We start from the raw sequence: 16,423 nt of genomic DNA, 5'->3' as shown, positions 1-16,423 counted from the left end.
TCATTTCACCCCAGCCTTACTTGACGATCATCCCCACCCCACGCCCACGCGGATCCGACGCGGTCTCCAGCTTCTCCCCGGTGACCCGGATGGCCTGGATGTCGCCCATCTCCCAGCCCTGGTCTTCCAGCACGTAGCCCATCTTCTTCAGATCGTCCGCCACCTTGCCGGTGAGCGGCGCATAGCTGTCGAAGTAGATCGTGTCCTTGGGCAGCAACTGGTGATGCACGCGCTGCGCCGCCACCGCCTTCTCCAGCGGCATGCCGTAGTCATACAGGTTGTTCATCACCTGGAAGATCGAGGTGAAGATCCGCGAACCGCCCGGCGTGCCCAGCACCAGGGCCACCTTGCCATCGCGGGTCACCAGGCTCGGACTCATCGACGAAAGCATGCGCTTGCCCGGCGCGATGGCGTTGGCGTCACCACCGACCACGCCAAAGGCATTGGCCGCCCCCGGCTTGGCGCTGAAATCGTCCATCTCGTCGTTGAGCAGGAAGCCCGCGCCCTTGACCACCACGCCACTGCCATAGTCGAGGTTGAGGGTGTAGGTGTTGCTCACCGCGTTGCCCTGCTTGTCGACGATGGAGAAGTGCGTGGTCTGGTGCGGTTCCAGCCCCGGCTTGACCTTGTCGGTCTCGGAGATCGCGTTCGGGTTGACCTGGGCGGCGCGCTTGGCCAGGTAGTCCTTGGCCACCAGCTGGTCGACCGGGACCTTGGTGAAGGCCGGGTCACCGAGGTAGTCGGCGCGGTCGGCGAACACGCGTTTCTCGATCTCGGCCAGCAGGTGGATGTACTTGGCCGAGTTGTGCTCGACGCCCTTGAAGTCCGCGGCGCGGTCTTCCTTGATGCCCAGCAGCTGGGCCAGGGCGACGCCGCCGGAGCTAGGCGGCGGCGCGGTGTAGACCACATTGCCGCGCCAGTTTATGGCGATCGGGTCGCGCCACACGGCCTTGTAGTCCTTGAGGTCGTCCTTGCTGATCAGGCCCTTGTCGGCCTGCATCTGCGCCACCAGCAGGTCGGCGGTCTTGCCCTGGTAGAACTCGCTGACGCCCTTGTCGGCGATGCGCTCCAGGGTCTGCGCCAGTTCCGGCTGCTTGAACAGCTCGCCAACCTTCATGCTGCCGAAGTAGTCGTTGAAGTTGGTGGCGGTCTTGAACAGGCCCTGGGCGTCGTCGCGGTACTGGTACTGCTTCTGGGCGATCTTGAAGCCGTTCTGCGCGTAGCCGATGGCCGGCGTCAGCAGCTCGCTCCACTTGAGCTTGCCGAACTTCTGGTGCGCCTCCCACAGCCCCATCACCGTGCCCGGCACACCGGCGGCGCGAACGCCGACCAGGCTGAGGTTCTCGATCACCTCGCCCTTGTCGTCCAGGTACATGGTCTTGGTCGCGGCCTTGGGCGCCACTTCGCGGTAGTCGAGGAAATAGGGCTTGCCGTCGACGAACAGGGTCATGAAGCCACCACCACCGATATTGCCGGCCTCGGGGTAGGTCACGGCCAGGGTGAAGGCGGTGGCGACGGCGGCGTCCACCGCGTTGCCGCCCTTCTTGAGGATATCGGCGGCCACCTGTGCGCCATATTGATCAGGCGCGGCCACCGCGCCGCCTTCCAGCGTCACGGCAAAGGCGGAGGAACAGCTCAGGATCGCGACCCCGAGGGCCAGCGACTGGAACATGACGATACGCATGCGCACTTCCTTGGTGTTGTTTTTGTTGATCAGTCATTAAGGCCGAAGCCCTCCGACTAAGCAAACACCATTGCAGGATCGCGCCGCCGATGGGCAGACGCTGTCGCGTTCAGGCAACTCAGCAGGCGTAGGCGGCCAGTTTCTTCTGGATGAAATCGAGGAAGCACTGGATGCGCAGGGCCAGCTGGGTATTGCGGTAGTAGACCGCGTGGATCGGCTGGCGATAGCCGTTGTTGTGCTCGCCGAGCAGCACCTGCAGGCGGCCGGCGCGGATGTCCTCGTGGGTCATGAAGTGCGACAGGCTGACGATGCCTTCGCCGGCGATCGCCAGCTGACGCAGGGTTTCGCCACTGGACGCGAGCAGCTGCGGGCGAATCGCCCAATGGTCGCCCTGGGCGTGGCGCAATGGCCAGCGGTTGAGCGATTCCAGGGTGCTGAAGCCGAGCAGGCAGTGTTGGTCGAGATCCTCGACCCTGTGCGGCGTGCCGTGGCGCGCCAGGTAATCGGGGCTGGCGAGCACCTGCACCGGGCTGCAGCCCAGCGAACGGGCATGCAGGCTGGAGTCGGACAGCTCGCCGATGCGGATGGCCACGTCGGTGCTCTGCTCCAGCAGGTCGATGATCAGGTCGTCGGTGTTCAACTCCAGCTCGATGCCAGGGTATTGCCGGCGGAACTCGCCGATCCACGGCAGGATCGCATGCAGCATGAACGGCGCGGCGGCGTTGATGCGCAGGCGCCCGGACGGGGTCTGGCGGTTCATCGACAGGCGCTCTTCCATGTCGTCCATCTGCTCGAGGATCAGCCGCGCGCGCTCGAGGAAGAAGCGCCCTTCCTCGGTCAGGTCCATGCGCCGGGTGGTGCGGTTGACCAAGGTGGTGCCCAGCTTGCCCTCCAGCCGCGACAGGGTACGGCTGACGGCCGACGGGGTCTGGCCGATCTGCTCGGCGGCGGCGGAGATCGAGCCGCTGTCGATGACGGCGACGAAGACCTGGAGTTCTTCGGAGCGAGTTTTCACACGAAAGGACCTGATTGGAGAATGCCGTGATTGATAGCTGCTGAGCCAGGCATGCGCAAGCAGTTAGTCCATCGCGCGGCCCAAGGCTTCGTGGGAGCGGGCTTGCCCCGCGATGGCCCGCGACTCAATTACCCTTGCCGAACACCTCATCCAGGTGCTGCTCGTACGCCGCCAGCGCCGCCGGCACATCCGGCCGCTTCATCACATCGACGGCGAGGAAGGTCGGCAACCCGCTCATGCCGAGGAACTGGTTGGCCTTGTGGAACGGGAAGTACACCGCATCCACGCCCTTGCCTTCGAAGAAATCGCTGGGGTCATCGAACGCCTGCTGCGGCGCGTTCCAGGTCAGCGACAGCATGTACTGCTTGCCCTGGACCAGGCCACCGCTGCCGTACTTCTGCGAGGCATCGGAGCGGGTACGGCCGTCGTTGGCGTACAGGCTGCCGTGGCCGGCGGTGAACACCTCGTCGATGTACTTCTTCACCGTCCAGGGCGCGCCCATCCACCAACCGGGCATCTGGTAGATCACCACGTCGGCCCAGAGGAATTTCTCCACCTCGGCCTGGACGTCGTAACCACCGTCGATGAAGGTTTCCCGCACATCGAAGCCGGCACGGTCCAGGTGGGCCAGCGCGGCGTCGTGCAAGGTCTGGTTGAGGCGGCCGTCGGAGTGGGCGAAGCGTTTGCCACCGTTGAGCAGGAGGATCTTTTTCATGGGAGGGTCAGCCCTGTAAGTGAAGTTGCCGGCAGGTTAGGCACTCACGGGGCGGGGAAACAGCGGGTTCAGGGCAAAATACATTTGCCTGTGAATCACGAATGGTAAACATATTGTTGATTTAGAATTTGCTCACCCTCCTCACTTACCGAGATCTGCCATGAGCGAGCAACACGCCTTCATCCTCAAAGCCAAGACCCGCCCGGAACAGTCCGAAGCCTTCGAACAACTGTTCCGTCCCTACGTCGAACCCAGCCGCCAGGAGCCGGGCTGCATCGAGTACCACATGCTGCGCGATAAGGAAGACCCGAGCCTGTTCGTGTTCTTCGAGGTCTGGGCGACCAAGGCGGCCCTGGACGTGCACTCGGCGCTGCCGCACATGGCCGCGTTCTTCGAAAAGCGCATGGATTACCTGGAGCGTGACTTTGATATCCAGATGATCGACATGCTCAGCGCTTCGTCTGCTAACCGCTGATCAACAGGTGCGTGCCCAGTAGCGCCAGGCCGATGAAGAAGCAGCGCTTGAACAGCGCTGCGCTGATCCGCCCGCGCAGCCACTGGCCGGCAAACATACCCAGCAAGGCGGGCGCCAGCATCAACAACGAAGCACCCAAGGCCTGGCCACCCAAGGCATCCTGACCGGCCAGGCCGACCGCCAGCGCCAGGGTCGAGACGGTAAATGACAGCCCCAATGCCTGGACCATCTCCTCACGGCTCAGGCCAAGACCCTGCAAATAGGGCACTGCGGGCATCACGAACACCCCGGTGGCCGCCGTCACCACGCCCGTCAGCAACCCACAGGCGGGGCCCAGCCAGCGTTCCCGCCCAGGCGCCACCCGCAAGCCCGGGCCGGCCAGGCCGTAAAGGGCGTAGATCAGCAACGCAGCGCCCAGGCCATGGGCTGCCCACGGGCCACTGTCGATACCTGACCAGGCGCTGCCCAACAGGGTGCCGATGAAGATCATCGACAACATCCCTCCCAGGCGCCGCAGCAGCGCCAGCAAGTGACCGCCTGCCGCCAGCTGCCACAGGTTGGTCACGGTCGACGGCACGATCAGCAGCGCAGCTGCCTGCGCCGGAGACATAGCCAGGCCCAGCAAGCCCATGGCAATGGTAGGCAGCCCCAGGCCGATCACCCCCTTGACCGCGCCAGCCAGGAAGAAGGTCATGATCACCAGCATTGAAATTGCAGGTCCGATACTCTGATAAAACGCCAGGAAGGTATTCATGACGTCATCCTGCCGTGCGGCCAGCTCGCTGAAAATCTGCCATATACTCAGGCAGACTCTTTCCAGGACAGAGGCAGATGCATTTCGACCTGATCGATCTCAAGCTGTTCCAGCATACCCTCGAGAGCGGCAACATCACCGAAGGTTCCCGACGCAGTCACCTGTCGCTGCCAGCGGCCAGTGCCCGCATTCGCGCCATGGAAGCTTCGTTGGGCATCCCCCTGCTCACCCGCAATCGCCGCGGTGTACAGCCCACACCCGCCGGCCAGGCGCTCCTGCAGCATGCGCGGCTGATTGCCCGGCAGTTGGAGCGCCTGCAATACGACCTGGGGCAGTACGCCCAAGGCCTGCAAGGACAGGTACGCCTGCTGTGCAACACGGCAGCACTGACCGAGTACCTGCCGGAATTGCTGGCCAGCTACCTGGTCGAGCACCCGGGAGTGAGTGTCGATATCCAGGAGTTGCCGAGCCTTGGCATCGTCCAGGCGATCACCCAGGGCATGGCGGACCTGGGCATCATTTCCAGCGCCGCGCCTTGCGAGCATCTGCAGACACGGCCGTTTCGCGATGATCCGCTGGTGCTGGTAATGCCCCAGGGACATCCGCTGGACGCCCATGATGAGGCAGGTTTCAACGCCAGTCTGGGCCATGGGCATGTGGGGCTTGGCGCCAACAGCGCCCTCGCGTTGCACCTTGAGGAACAGGCGCTGCGTCAGGGAAGGCGCATGCAGGTGCGGGTACGTGCGGAAGGGTTCGATGGGGTGATCCGCATGGTCTCGGGTGGGGCCGGCGTGGCAGTGGTGCCACTGGCCTCGGCTCGGCGCTGGGAAGGCATCCTGCCGCTGCGTTGGGTTGCCCTGCAAGAGGACTGGGCCAATCGCCATTTGCTCCTCTGCTCGCGGGATTTCAGCCTATTGCCGGGATACGCCGCCGTGCTGGTCGATCGCTTGGCCGAGCCTGTCTGAATATGACCGAGGCGCGCAGGCTCAGTACACCTCAGCCAGTTCGCGCAGCGCCGCCGAAGCCAGGAATGCGGAGCGTGAAGCGTAGCGATTATCCTGCTTCACCCGATCGTCGATTCGTTGCAACAGGTTCTTGGGCAACGTCGCACTGAAACGTACCGCCGTCCCCAGGTACGGCGTTGCGTCGAAGTCCACCAACGCCCAGAGGCCGCCTGCATACTCTGGGTTGTCCACATGCATATCCATTTCCTGCACCTGCGGCAGGGGCGCGCCATCGGCCACCAGCCCTTCATAATGCAGCGCCAGCGCCTCCTGAACGTTCTCCAGTGCCTGGGGGACCGTGGCACCTGCGGAAAAACAGCCAGGTACATCGGGGATGGTGACGCCGTAATAGGTCTCACGGGACTTGTGCAGGACAACAAGTAGGTTCATCGGCTCTCTCGCTTTGTCGAGCTGCCATGGTTGGGCCTCTGCCGGGCAGCGTTTCCGGTCGGTGAACCGCGAAACTAGAACGTTCAGCCGCCCCCTCGCAATGTGCCAGGCGGCAGTGAAACAAGTTTCGGAAATGAACTACAGCCGAGTACCGAAACTCGTTGTGCGGCCCCTCGCGGAGCAAGCCCGCTCCTACAACGATTGCGCCAAATCTGTAGGAGATTATCCTGCCTATTGCACAACCCTGCCTTCGCGGGGAACAGTGTGGGAGCGGGCTTGCCCCGCGATCAAGGCCGGCAAAGGCCACCTCGATTACCTCGCCCTCCTCACAACTCCACTACGCTCCCCTTGCCGCCCCCCCGCCTGATTCCCCACAATCGCGTCCATGCCGCACCACGACAGGGAATTCAACGTGCCATCGATCTACCAGCTCAAACCCCGCTTCCAGGCGTTGCTGCGCCCTGCCGTCCAGCGCCTGTTCGACCGCGGCGTCACCGCCAACCAGGTCACCGTCACCGCTGCCGCGGTTTCCGTCCTGCTGGGCCTGCTGCTGGCCTGGCTGCCCCAGGTCACCTGGCTGTTCCTGCTGATCCCGGTATGGATGCTGCTGCGCATGGCGCTGAACGCGGTCGACGGCATGCTGGCCCGGGAGTTTGGCCAGCAGTCGAAGCTCGGCGCCTACCTCAATGAACTGTGCGACGTGATCGCCGACACCGCCCTCTACCTGCCCTTCGCCCTGCTGCCAGGCATTTCGCCGACACTGGTGGTACTGGTGGTGGTGTTCGCGGTGATCAGCGAATACGCCGGGGTGATGGGCCCGCTGGCCGGCGCATCACGCCGCTACGACGGGCCGATGGGCAAGAGCGACCGGGCCTTCGCCTTCGGCGTGCTGGGTACCGGCGTGGGGGTCGGGCTGCTGGGCGCGACCTGGATCAACGGCCTGCTGCTGGTCATCCTGCTGCTCTCGCTCTATACCCTCTACAACCGGGTTCGCCACGGCCTGGCCGAAACCCGCTGAGCCCCTCGCTGCCGGACAAGGATATTCGCCATGCGCCAAGCGCAATCGCTGCACTTCTGCACCCATGACGGCGTCGAGCTGCACTATCGCCACTGGCCCGCCACGCGCAACGAACACCAGCCGCGCCGGGCCGTGGTGATGTTCCACCGCGGCCACGAGCACGGCGGGCGCATGGCCCACCTGGCCGATGAACTGGACATGCCCGGCTACGACTTCTTCGCCTGGGACGCCCGTGGCCATGGGCAGTCGCCGGGGGCTCGCGGCGACAGTCCGGGCTTTGCCACCAGCGTGCGCGACGTGCAGACCTTCATCGAGCACATCCAGGCGCAGCACGGCATTGCCGAGGCCGACATGGTGGTGCTGGCACAGAGCGTCGGCGCGGTACTGGTCGCCACCTGGGCCCACGACTATGCGCCCAGGGTACGTTGCCTGGTGCTCGCCTCGCCGGCCTTCAAGGTCAAGCTCTACGTCCCCTTCGCCCGCCCCGGGCTGAAGCTGATGAAGGCCCTGCGCGGCAACTTCTTCGTCAACAGCTACGTCAAGCCACGCCTGCTGACCCACGACCCGGAACGGGTCATGTCCTATGTCGCCGACCCGCTGATCAGCCGGCCCATCTCCGTCACCATGCTGCTGGGCCTGTACGACGCCGCCGACCGTGTGGTCGCCGATGCCCAGGCGATCCAGGTGCCGACGCAGCTGCTGATCTCCGGCGCCGACCTGGTGGTCGAGCGCAAGCCGCAGGAGCAGTTCTTCGACCGCCTGGGCAGCGCACGCAAAGAGAAGCACATCCTCCCCGGCTTCTTCCACGACACCCTCGGCGAACGCGACCGCGCCCACGCCCTGGCGCGGATCGAGCGCTTCGTCGCGCACTGCTTCGACGCACCGCAAGCCCAGCCTTCGCTGCTCGATGCCGACAAGAGCGGCGCCAGCTGCGCCGAGGCCGAGAGCCTGGCCGCGCCGTTGCCGCGCCATTCGCCACGCGACCTCTACTGGCGCGCCACCCGCGCCGGCCTGCGCTTGGGCAAAGGCCTTTCCGAGGGGGTGAAGCTGGGCTTCGATACCGGTTTCGACTCGGGCTCGACCCTCGACTACGTCTACCGCAACACTGCGACCGGCAAGGGCAAGCTGGGCGAGCTGATCGACCGCAACTACCTGGATGCCATCGGCTGGCGTGGTATCCGCCAGCGCAAGCTGAACGTCGAGGAACTGCTGCGCCTGGCCATCGCCCGCCTGCGTGAACAGCAGCGCCCGGTGAATATCGTCGATATCGCCGCCGGCCATGGCCGCTACATCCTCGAAGCGCTGCAAGGCTTGCAGCAGTTGCCCGACTCGATCCTGCTGCGCGACTACAGCGAACTGAACGTGCAACAGGGCAATGCCTTGATCAGCGAAAAGGGCCTGGCCGAGATCGCGCGTTTCGTCCAGGGCGATGCCTTCGACCGCCAGAGCCTGGCCGCGCTCAGCCCGCATCCGACACTGGCGGTGGTGTCGGGCCTCTACGAACTGTTCCCCAGCAACGAGCTGGTCGGCAACTCGCTGGCGGGACTGGCCGACGCGGTCGAGGACGGCGGCTACCTGGTCTACACCGGCCAGCCCTGGCACCCGCAGTTGGAGATGATCGCCCGCGCCCTGACCAGCCACCGTGGCGGCCAGGCCTGGGTGATGCGCCGGCGCAGCCAGGCGGAGATGGACCAGCTGGTTGAAGCGGCAGGGTTCCGCAAGATTACCCAGCGCATCGACGAGTGGGGCATCTTCAGCGTCAGCCTGGCGCAGCGGGTGCGCTGATGGCCCGTGAAGCCGGGCTGGTCCGTCGCGGTATCCTGTGGCTGTTGCTGCTCGGACCGTTCTTCTTTCTCAGCTACGGCCTGGCCAATACCTATACCGAAGGCCGCGAGGATATCGGCAGCCTGGTGTTCGCCTGGGAGCGGCAGGTGCCGCTGTGGCCCTGGACGATCATCCCGTACTGGTCGATCGACCTGCTGTACGGGTTGTCGTTCCTGCTGCCGCGCTCGCGTTCGGAGATGGACCGTCATGCCCTGGCGCTGCTGACAGCGCAACTGATCTGCGTGGCCGGCTTCCTGCTCTGGCCGCTGCGCTTCACCTTCGAGCGCCCTGAGCTGTCGGGGCTGTTCGGCTGGCTGTTCGATGTGCTGATGGGCTTCGACAAGCCCTACAACCAGGCGCCCTCGCTGCACATCGCGTTGCTGGTGATCATCTGGACGATGTTCGCCCGGCATACGCGGCATCCCGTCTGGCGCTGGGTGGTGCATGGCTGGATGGGGTTGATCGGGCTGTCGGTGCTGGCCACCTGGCAGCATCACTTCATCGATGTGCCGACCGGGGCACTGGCGGGGTTCATTTGCCTGTGGCTGTGGCCGCACAGTGGCCCGTTGCCCTGGCGCCAGGCACGTCTGGCGCAGGATCCGAAACGTTGGCGCCTGACGCTGCGTTATGGCCTGGGCGCGGCCGTGCTGGGGTTACTGGCAGTGAAGATCGGTGGTGGCGGGTTATGGTTGCTGTGGCCGGCGCTGTCGTTGCTGCTGGTGGCGCTGAACTATGCCCTGTTCGGCGCCGCAGGTTTCCAGAAAGGCGCCGACGGGCGGCTGTCCGTGGCCGCCACCTGGCTGCTGGCGCCTTACCTGCTGTGCGCCTGGGTCAATTCGCGACTATGGACCTGGCGGCATCCGCAGGCGGATGAGGTGGCCGATGGCGTGTATCTCGGCAGAGTGCCGGGGCGCACTGAAGCGTCTGCGTTCGCGGCGATTGTCGACCTGAGCGCCGAGCTGCCCTGCCTTGCAGTCCCTCACCAGAACATCGCGGGGCAAGCCCGCTCCCACAACGCGGTTTGCCCCGCGATGAAGGCGCTGAAAACACCACAGGACTACCAGAGCCTGCCGACCCTGGACCTGATTGCCCCAGACCGGGAAATCCTGCAACAGGCCGCCAAGGCCATCGAGCACCGCCATCAACAAGGCCCGGTGCTGGTCTGCTGCGCCTTGGGTTACTCGCGCAGCGCCAGCGCCGTCGCCGCCTGGCTGCTGCTCAGCGGCCGCTGTGCCAGCGCCGAACAGGCCGAAGCGCTGATTCGCCAGGCGCGTCCCGGTGTGGTCCTGCACCCGGCCCACCGCCTGGCACTGCATCACCTGGAGGCCCAGCCATGAGGTTGTATCTCGTCGCCAGCCTGCTCGCCCGTGGCTGCCAGCTGGAGCGCCTGTCGGACGGCCTGACCCTGCTGGCCCTGGCCTGCACCCTGGCTCCATTGCTCGGTCTGCCATTGGCGCCGCTGCCTCACCTGCTCTGCGGCCTTTTGCTGCTGCTCGGTCTGGTCCACAAGTACTGGGCCCTGCGCGTCGCCCTGGATGCCGACCTGTTCGCCCACCTCGGCGCCAGCAGCGACCTGCCCGCCGACACCCAGGACCTGGACCACGCCCTGTTCGACCTGCGCCTCAAACCTGCGCCCAACGACCCGCGCGACTGGCCGACCCGCAGCCGGGCCGCCCTGGCCCTGCTGCGGCGCCAGGCCCTGTGCCTGGCCCTGCAGGTCGCATTAATGCTGACCCTACCCTTCACCGGATAAGACCAATGCCATGCTCGCCAGCCTGACTGCCTTCGTCATCACCTCCGCCGCCCGCCTGATCACCGGCGCCCGCGCCTTGTGGCTGGGCTGCACGCCGCAACCGGTGCAGCGCCTGTACTTCGCCAACCACAGCAGCCATGGCGACTTCGTGCTGCTGTGGGCAGCGCTGCCCGAGCCGCTGCGCCGCCGCACCCGCCCGGTGGCGGGCGCCGACTACTGGTGCAAGCCGGGCATCCGCGACTTCCTGATCCGCCAGGTGTTCAACGGCGTGCTGATCGACCGCCAGCACGGCGCAAGCGAAGGCAACCCGCTGCAACCGGTGCTCGATGCCTTCGCCCAGGGCGACTCGCTGATCTTCTTCCCGGAGGGCACGCGCAACCTGACCGAAGACCCGTTGCTGGCGTTCAAGAGCGGCCTGTTCCACCTGGCCTCGGCCAACCCGCAGGTCGAGCTGGTGCCGGTATGGATCGCCAACCTCAACCGGGTCATGCCCAAGGGTCGCGCCCTGCCGCTGCCACTGCTGTGCACCCTGAGCTTCGGCGAACCGCTGCACCTGCAACCGGACGAGGGCAAGCACGCCTTTCTCGAGCGGGCCCGCCAGGCCCTGCTGAACCTGGCCCCGAAGGAAGCCTGAGATGGATCACAACACCCTGTCGCTGTTCGCCGGCATCGGCGCCCTGCTGCTACTCGCCAGCCTGATCGGCCGCCTGCTCAAATGGCGCGCCGGCCCCGCGCCGCACGCGGTGATCGACAACCTCAACGCACGCATCAACGCCTGGTGGGTGATGGTGCTGGTCATCGGCATCGCCTTCCTGTTCGGCAAGTACGGCGTGATCGTGCTGTTCTACGGCGTGTCGTTCTATGCCCTGCGCGAGTTCATGACCCTCACCCCGACCCGACGCAGCGACTATCCGGCGCTGGTGGCGGCGTTCTATGTGGCGCTGCCGGTGCAGTACCTGCTGATCGCCATGGACTGGTACGGGCTGTTCAGCATCTTCATCCCGGTGTACCTGTTCCTGTTGCTGCCGATCCTGGCCAGCTTCGGCGGCGATACCACGCGCTTCCTCGAGCGCGCCTCCAAGGTGCAGTGGGGGCTGATGATCGCGGTGTACTGCGTGTCGTCGGTGCCCGCGTTGATGACCCTGGACATCCCGGGCTACGAAGGCCGCAACCTGCTGCTGATCGCCTGGCTGATCCTGGTGGTGCAGATCAGCGACGTGCTGCAGTACGTGTGCGGCAAGCTGTTCGGCAAGCGCAAGGTGGCGCCGAACCTGTCGCCGTCGAAGACCGTCGAAGGCCTGGCCGGCGGCGTGGCGCTGGCTACCCTGGTCGGCGCCCTGCTGTGCTGGATCACCCCGTTCACCTTCTGGCAGGCGGCACTGATGGCCTTGACCGTCAATGCCATGGGCTTCTTCGGCGGGCTGGTGATGTCGGCGATCAAGCGCGACCGTGGGGTGAAGGACTGGGGCCACATGATCGAAGGCCACGGCGGCATGCTCGACCGCATGGACTCGGTGTGTTTCGCCGCGCCGGTGTTCTTCCACTTCGTGCGTTACTGGTGGGCGTGAGCCACTGACAGTCCACAACCTGCAAGGCCCGAGTCCTGACATTGCGCGGGCAGACAGCTGGGCGTCGAGCCCAGGCAACTGCCCGTCCGGTGATGACTCTATGGTGATGCGTCATCTCACTTGTTGCCTGGAGCCACGCCATGTCCGATTTCATCACCGTCCTGCGCGAAACCTGCCCGACCCCGGTGGTCGACGCGACCAAGTGGAAGCGCATCGGCGGCGACCCGCACACCGTCAACCTCAACGCCTACCTGTCCGCCGACGGCAGCAAGATCATGGGCACCTGGATCTGCACGCCGGGCAAGTTCGAGGTCAACTACGAGAAGTGGGAGTACTGCCATTTCCTCGACGGCTATTGCATCGTCACGCCCGAGGGTGAAGAGCCGAAGCATCTTAAAGCAGGGGATGTGTTCGTGATCGAACCGGGGATGAAGGGAACCTGGGAAGTGGTCGAGACGGTGCGCAAGTACTTCGTCTTCGCCTGACCCGCTCCCACGCCCACACAGCGGGCAAAAAAAATCGCGAACCCGATGTCCCTTCCCCAAGGTGCGCAGTTACAAGGGGAAGGGCCACCCGGCCCGCGATCAAGTCCACTCGCTCGTCAATCCTTCTTGCGGTACCCCTCGACGATCGCCGAGAAATCCTTGCCGCCTTCACCGCGCAGGCTCATGGCCTGGTACAGCTGCTGGGCCACGGCGCCGAGGATCACCGGCTGGTGCGCCTGGCGCGCGGCCTCGGTGGCCAGCCCGAGGTCCTTGAGCATCAGCTCGGCGCCGAAGCCGCCGGTGTAGCCACGCGAAGCCGGGGCGGTCTCGATGATGCCCGGCCATGGGTTGTAGGTGTCCGAACTCCAGCAACGCCCGGTGGAGCTGTTGATGATGCCGGCCAGCACCTTGGTGTCGATGCCCAGCGCATTGCCCAGGGCCATGGCCTCGGACACGCCGATCATCGAGATGCCCAGCAGCAGGTTGTTGCAGATCTTGGCGATCTGCCCGGTACCGACCTCGCCACAGTGCACGATATTGCGGCCCATCTGCGCCAGCACCGGCTGGAGCGTGGCGAACAGCTCGGCGCTGGCACCGACCATGAAGGTCAGGGTGCCGGCCGCCGCGCCGCCGGTACCACCGGAGACCGGCGCATCGCCCATGTCGATACCCTTGGCCGCCGCGGCCTTGGAGACCTCCCGGGCGGTCTGCGGGTCGATGGTGCTGCAGTCCACGGTCGGGGTGCCGGGACGGATGCCGGCCAGCACGCCGGTTTCTTCATCCAGGTACACGCCGCGCACATGGGCGGCGGCCGGCAGCATGGTGATCACCAGCTCGCTGTTGGCGGCGGCGTCCTTGGGCGACGTGCTGACCTGGCCGCCCAGCTCGGCAAGTTCCGCCAGCACGGTCTTGTTCAGGTCGAACAGGTTGAGCTGGTGCCCGGCCTTGATCAGGTTGCGGGCCATGGGCGCGCCCATGTTGCCCAGGCCGATGAATGCGATACGCATGTCGAGCTCCTTAGCGCAGGCTGATGGTGGTGTTCACACCGTCATTGACGCTGTCATCGTCGAACCAGCGGGCGGTGACGGTCTTGGTCTGAGTGTAGAACTGCACCACCTGCTTGCCGTACGGGCCGAGGTCACCGAGCTTGGAGCCACGGGAACCGGTGAAGCTGAAGAACGGTACCGGCACCGGGATAGGGATGTTGATGCCGACCTGGCCGATATCGATCTCGCTCTGGAACTTGCGCGCCGCCGCGCCGCTCTGGGTGAACAGGCCGGTGCCGTTACCGAACGGGTTGGCGTTGACCAGGGCGATGGCCTCGTCGAGGGTATCGACCTCCAGGGTCACCAGCACCGGGCCGAAGATTTCCTGGGTGTAGACCTGCATGTCGGTCTTCACCCCGGAGAACAGGGTCGGGCCGACGAAGTTGCCCTGCTCGTAGCCTGGCACCTTCACATCGCGGCCGTCCAGTTCGAGCTTGGCGCCTTCCTTGATACCGCTTTCGATCAGGCCCAGCACACGCTCCTTGGCGCGCTTGGAGACCACCGGGCCAACATCGGTGCCCGGCTCGTTGCCGGCGTTGACCTTGAGCTTGCTCGCCGCTTCCTTGATATCCGGCAGCCATTCGCGGGCCTTGCCCACCAGCACCGCCACCGAGGTGGCCATGCAGCGCTGGCCGGCCGCGCCGAAGGCGGCGCCGACCAGGGCATTGATGGTCTGGGTGCGGTTGGCGTCGGGCAGCACCACGGCGTGGTTCTTGGCGCCCATCATCGACTGCACGCGCTTGCCGTGCTGGCTGCCCAGGTTGTAGACGTGGGTACCGACCTCGGTCGAGCCGACGAACGAGATCGCCTTGATGTCCTGGTGGGTGCAGATCGTGTCGACCACCTGCTTGCCGCCGTGCACCACGTTGAGCACGCCGGCCGGAATGCCGGCTTCCAGCGCCAGCTCGACCAGCATCATGGTCGACAGCGGGTCCTGCTCGGACGGCTTGAGCACGAAGGTGTTGCCGCAGACGATGGCCATCGGGAACATCCACAGCGGGATCATCGCCGGGAAGTTGAACGGGGTAATGCCGGCGCACACGCCGATCGGCTGGCGCAGGGTATAGGTGTCGACACCGCCGGCGACGTTCTCGGCGAACTCGCCCATCTGCAGGGTGCCGATGGAGGCGGCGTGCTCGACCACTTCCAGGCCACGGAAGATATCGCCCTCGGCGTCGGCGATGGTCTTGCCCTGTTCGGCGCTGAGGGTCACGGCGATGCGCTTGCTGTGCTCGCGGATCAGCGCCTGCAGCTTGAGCATGATGCGCATGCGCGCGCCGATCGGGGTGTCGCGCCAGGTCTTGAAGGCGCGCTCGGCGGCGGCCACGGCGGCGTTGACTTCCTCGACGGTGGCGAACGGCACCCGCGCCAGCACTTGCTGGGTCGCCGGGTTGACGATGTCACGCCATTCGGTGGTCTTGGACTCGACCCATTGGCCATCGATCAGCAGCTTGACCTGCTCGACCTTAGTCTGGTCGGGCGACTGGGGTGCGTTCATCTGCGCTCTCCTTGGAATTATTGTCGGAACGAGGACGCCTACGCCGCAGCGAACGGGGTGGCGCTCAGGGGCTGAGTTCGAGTATAGATGTGCAAACATCCAACAAGAATGCACAAAAAAACCGGATCATCATGCAAAAAGACCTCACCTCCCTGAGCGCGCTGAACTGGGACGACCTCAAGTTCTTTCTTGAGGTGGCGCGCACCCGCAAGGCCAGCAGTGCGGCCAAGCGCCTGGCCGTGGACTACACCACGGTGTCGCGGCGCATCGGCTCACTGGAAGGGGCGCTGGGCACTTTGCTGTTCGAAAAATCACGGACCAACGGCTTCGTCCTCACCGCCGAGGGCCAGCGCCTGCTGGGCTATGCCGAGTCGATCGAGAGCACCCTGCACATGGCCTGCGAGCAGGTCTCGGGGTCGGGCGTGGCGTTGTCGGGGCATGTGCGCATGGGCTGCACCGAAGGCTTCGGCAGCTTCTTCGTCACCCCGCAGTTGAGCCATTTCGTCGATGCCTGGCCGGCGATCTCGGTGGATATCCTGCCGCTGCCGCACTTCATCAGCCTGTCCAAGCGCGAGGCAGACATCGTCATCGCCCTGGAGCGCCCGGAACATGGCCCTTATGTGTGCTGCAAGCTGTGCGACTACCGCCTGCGCCTGTATGCCACCCAGGACTACCTGGACAGCCACGAGCCGATCCGCGAGATCGCCGACCTGGGGCGCCATCCGTTCATCAGCTACGTGGACGACCTGGCGTTCAGCTCGGAGCTGCTGTACCTGGCCAACCTGATCCCCAACGCCAACGCGCACCTGCGCAGCACCAGCGTGATCGCCCAGTACACGGCGGCGTTGCAGGGGCGCGGGCTGGCGATCCTGCCGTGCTTCCTGGCCGCGCAGGACCCGCGACTGGTGACGGTGCTACCGGAGCAGATCGAGGTGACGCGGCAGTTCTGGATGTACTGCCGGGAGGATCTGCGCAAGTTGAAGCGAATCACGCTGCTATGGGATTACATTCGCGAGGTGACCGAGGCCAATGCGCCGTTGCTGATGGGCGAGACGCGGGAGATGAAGTTCGCTCAGGGTTGACTGGGGCCGCTGCGCGCCCCTTTCGCCGGCAAGCCGGCTCCCACAGTTACCAAGACATACGCTGTATCTGTGGGAGCCGGCTTGCCGGCGAAAGGGACGCGTAGCGGCCCCA

17 protein-coding genes are annotated in these 16,423 nt (G+C 65.4%); 10 read left to right on the top strand and 7 right to left on the bottom strand.

The features are described 5' to 3' along the window. Positions 1–16: 16 nt before the first annotated feature. From ggt to mdaB, 3 genes are all read right to left on the bottom strand, one after another. On the bottom strand, positions 17–1,684 hold the full coding sequence (gene ggt, locus HU751_RS19010) for a gamma-glutamyltransferase (protein ID WP_186734177.1): 1,668 nt from the start codon (positions 1,682–1,684) through the stop codon (positions 17–19). A gap of 118 nt (positions 1,685–1,802) precedes the next feature. Next, positions 1,803–2,699 carry a LysR family transcriptional regulator gene (locus tag HU751_RS19005; RefSeq protein ID WP_186734176.1) on the bottom strand — a complete coding sequence of 299 codons (897 nt, stop codon included), beginning with the start codon at positions 2,697–2,699 and terminating at the stop codon, positions 1,803–1,805. A gap of 124 nt (positions 2,700–2,823) precedes the next feature. Further along, positions 2,824–3,414, bottom strand: coding sequence for an NADPH:quinone oxidoreductase MdaB (gene mdaB, locus HU751_RS19000; RefSeq protein WP_050706935.1), 591 nt, complete (start codon positions 3,412–3,414; stop codon positions 2,824–2,826). Between the two features lie 160 nt (positions 3,415–3,574). Between mdaB and HU751_RS18995 the strand changes: the two genes are divergently transcribed. Next, the gene (locus tag HU751_RS18995) at positions 3,575–3,889 is read left to right on the top strand and encodes a putative quinol monooxygenase (RefSeq protein WP_186734175.1); all 315 of its coding nucleotides are present in this window, start codon (positions 3,575–3,577) and stop codon (positions 3,887–3,889) included. Here HU751_RS18995 and HU751_RS18990 read toward each other — a convergent pair. Further along, positions 3,879–4,643 carry a sulfite exporter TauE/SafE family protein gene (locus HU751_RS18990; RefSeq protein ID WP_186734174.1) on the bottom strand — a complete coding sequence of 255 codons (765 nt, stop codon included), beginning with the start codon at positions 4,641–4,643 and terminating at the stop codon, positions 3,879–3,881. The genes HU751_RS18995 and HU751_RS18990 overlap by 11 nt on opposite strands. Positions 4,644–4,720: 77 nt before the next feature. Between HU751_RS18990 and HU751_RS18985 the strand changes: the two genes are divergently transcribed. After that, positions 4,721–5,608 (top strand): LysR substrate-binding domain-containing protein, encoded by an 888-nt coding sequence (locus HU751_RS18985; protein WP_186734173.1) that lies wholly within the window; start codon positions 4,721–4,723, stop codon positions 5,606–5,608. A 21-nt stretch (positions 5,609–5,629) separates the two neighbouring features. On the opposite strand, the gene HU751_RS18980 is transcribed toward HU751_RS18985, so the two are convergent. Continuing rightward, positions 5,630–6,037: a type II toxin-antitoxin system HicB family antitoxin gene (locus HU751_RS18980; protein WP_186734172.1), complete on the bottom strand. Its 408-nt coding sequence runs from the start codon at positions 6,035–6,037 to the stop codon at positions 5,630–5,632. Between the two features lie 412 nt (positions 6,038–6,449). On the opposite strand from HU751_RS18980, the gene HU751_RS18975 reads away from it, so the two are divergent. The 7 genes from HU751_RS18975 (at position 6,450) to HU751_RS18945 (ending at position 12,685) form a co-directional block, all read left to right on the top strand. Further along, the gene (locus HU751_RS18975) at positions 6,450–7,055 is read left to right on the top strand and encodes a CDP-alcohol phosphatidyltransferase family protein (RefSeq protein ID WP_186734171.1); all 606 of its coding nucleotides are present in this window, start codon (positions 6,450–6,452) and stop codon (positions 7,053–7,055) included. 30 nt (positions 7,056–7,085) lie between these two features. Next, positions 7,086–8,840, top strand: coding sequence for a bifunctional alpha/beta hydrolase/class I SAM-dependent methyltransferase (locus HU751_RS18970; protein ID WP_186734170.1), 1,755 nt, complete (start codon positions 7,086–7,088; stop codon positions 8,838–8,840). Further along, a complete protein-coding gene (locus HU751_RS18965; RefSeq protein ID WP_186734169.1) occupies positions 8,840–10,216 on the top strand; it encodes a phosphatase PAP2/dual specificity phosphatase family protein in 1,377 nt (458 codons plus the stop codon). Before HU751_RS18970 ends, HU751_RS18965 begins: the two co-directional genes overlap by 1 nt. Further along, on the top strand, positions 10,213–10,632 hold the full coding sequence (locus HU751_RS18960; protein ID WP_186734168.1) for a hypothetical protein: 420 nt from the start codon (positions 10,213–10,215) through the stop codon (positions 10,630–10,632). Before HU751_RS18965 ends, HU751_RS18960 begins: the two co-directional genes overlap by 4 nt. A gap of 10 nt (positions 10,633–10,642) precedes the next feature. Continuing rightward, positions 10,643–11,266 (top strand): lysophospholipid acyltransferase family protein, encoded by a 624-nt coding sequence (locus HU751_RS18955; RefSeq protein WP_186713003.1) that lies wholly within the window; start codon positions 10,643–10,645, stop codon positions 11,264–11,266. Between the two features lies 1 nt (position 11,267). Next, on the top strand, positions 11,268–12,200 hold the full coding sequence (locus HU751_RS18950; protein ID WP_069017061.1) for a phosphatidate cytidylyltransferase: 933 nt from the start codon (positions 11,268–11,270) through the stop codon (positions 12,198–12,200). Positions 12,201–12,340: 140 nt separating this feature from the next. Beyond that, positions 12,341–12,685: a cupin domain-containing protein gene (locus HU751_RS18945; protein ID WP_023631693.1), complete on the top strand. Its 345-nt coding sequence runs from the start codon at positions 12,341–12,343 to the stop codon at positions 12,683–12,685. A 116-nt stretch (positions 12,686–12,801) separates the two neighbouring features. Here the strand turns inward: HU751_RS18945 and mmsB are convergent, their stop codons facing one another. Together mmsB and HU751_RS18935 are read right to left on the bottom strand one after the other, a co-directional pair. Beyond that, entirely contained in the window at positions 12,802–13,692 is an 891-nt protein-coding gene (gene mmsB / locus HU751_RS18940; RefSeq protein WP_050706942.1) for a 3-hydroxyisobutyrate dehydrogenase, read from the bottom strand. A 10-nt stretch (positions 13,693–13,702) separates the two neighbouring features. Beyond that, a complete protein-coding gene (locus HU751_RS18935) occupies positions 13,703–15,229 on the bottom strand; it encodes a CoA-acylating methylmalonate-semialdehyde dehydrogenase (protein WP_186734167.1) in 1,527 nt (508 codons plus the stop codon). 131 nt (positions 15,230–15,360) lie between these two features. Between HU751_RS18935 and HU751_RS18930 the strand changes: the two genes are divergently transcribed. Beyond that, a complete protein-coding gene (locus HU751_RS18930; RefSeq protein ID WP_186713006.1) occupies positions 15,361–16,311 on the top strand; it encodes a LysR family transcriptional regulator in 951 nt (316 codons plus the stop codon). Positions 16,312–16,423 lie beyond the last annotated feature (112 nt).

It is taken from the genome of Pseudomonas peradeniyensis, from assembly GCF_014268935.2.
Lineage (GTDB): Bacteria > Pseudomonadota > Gammaproteobacteria > Pseudomonadales > Pseudomonadaceae > Aquipseudomonas > Aquipseudomonas peradeniyensis.
Note: the sequence above shows the minus strand (reverse complement) of the source record. Positions and strands in the feature narration are given on the sequence as shown.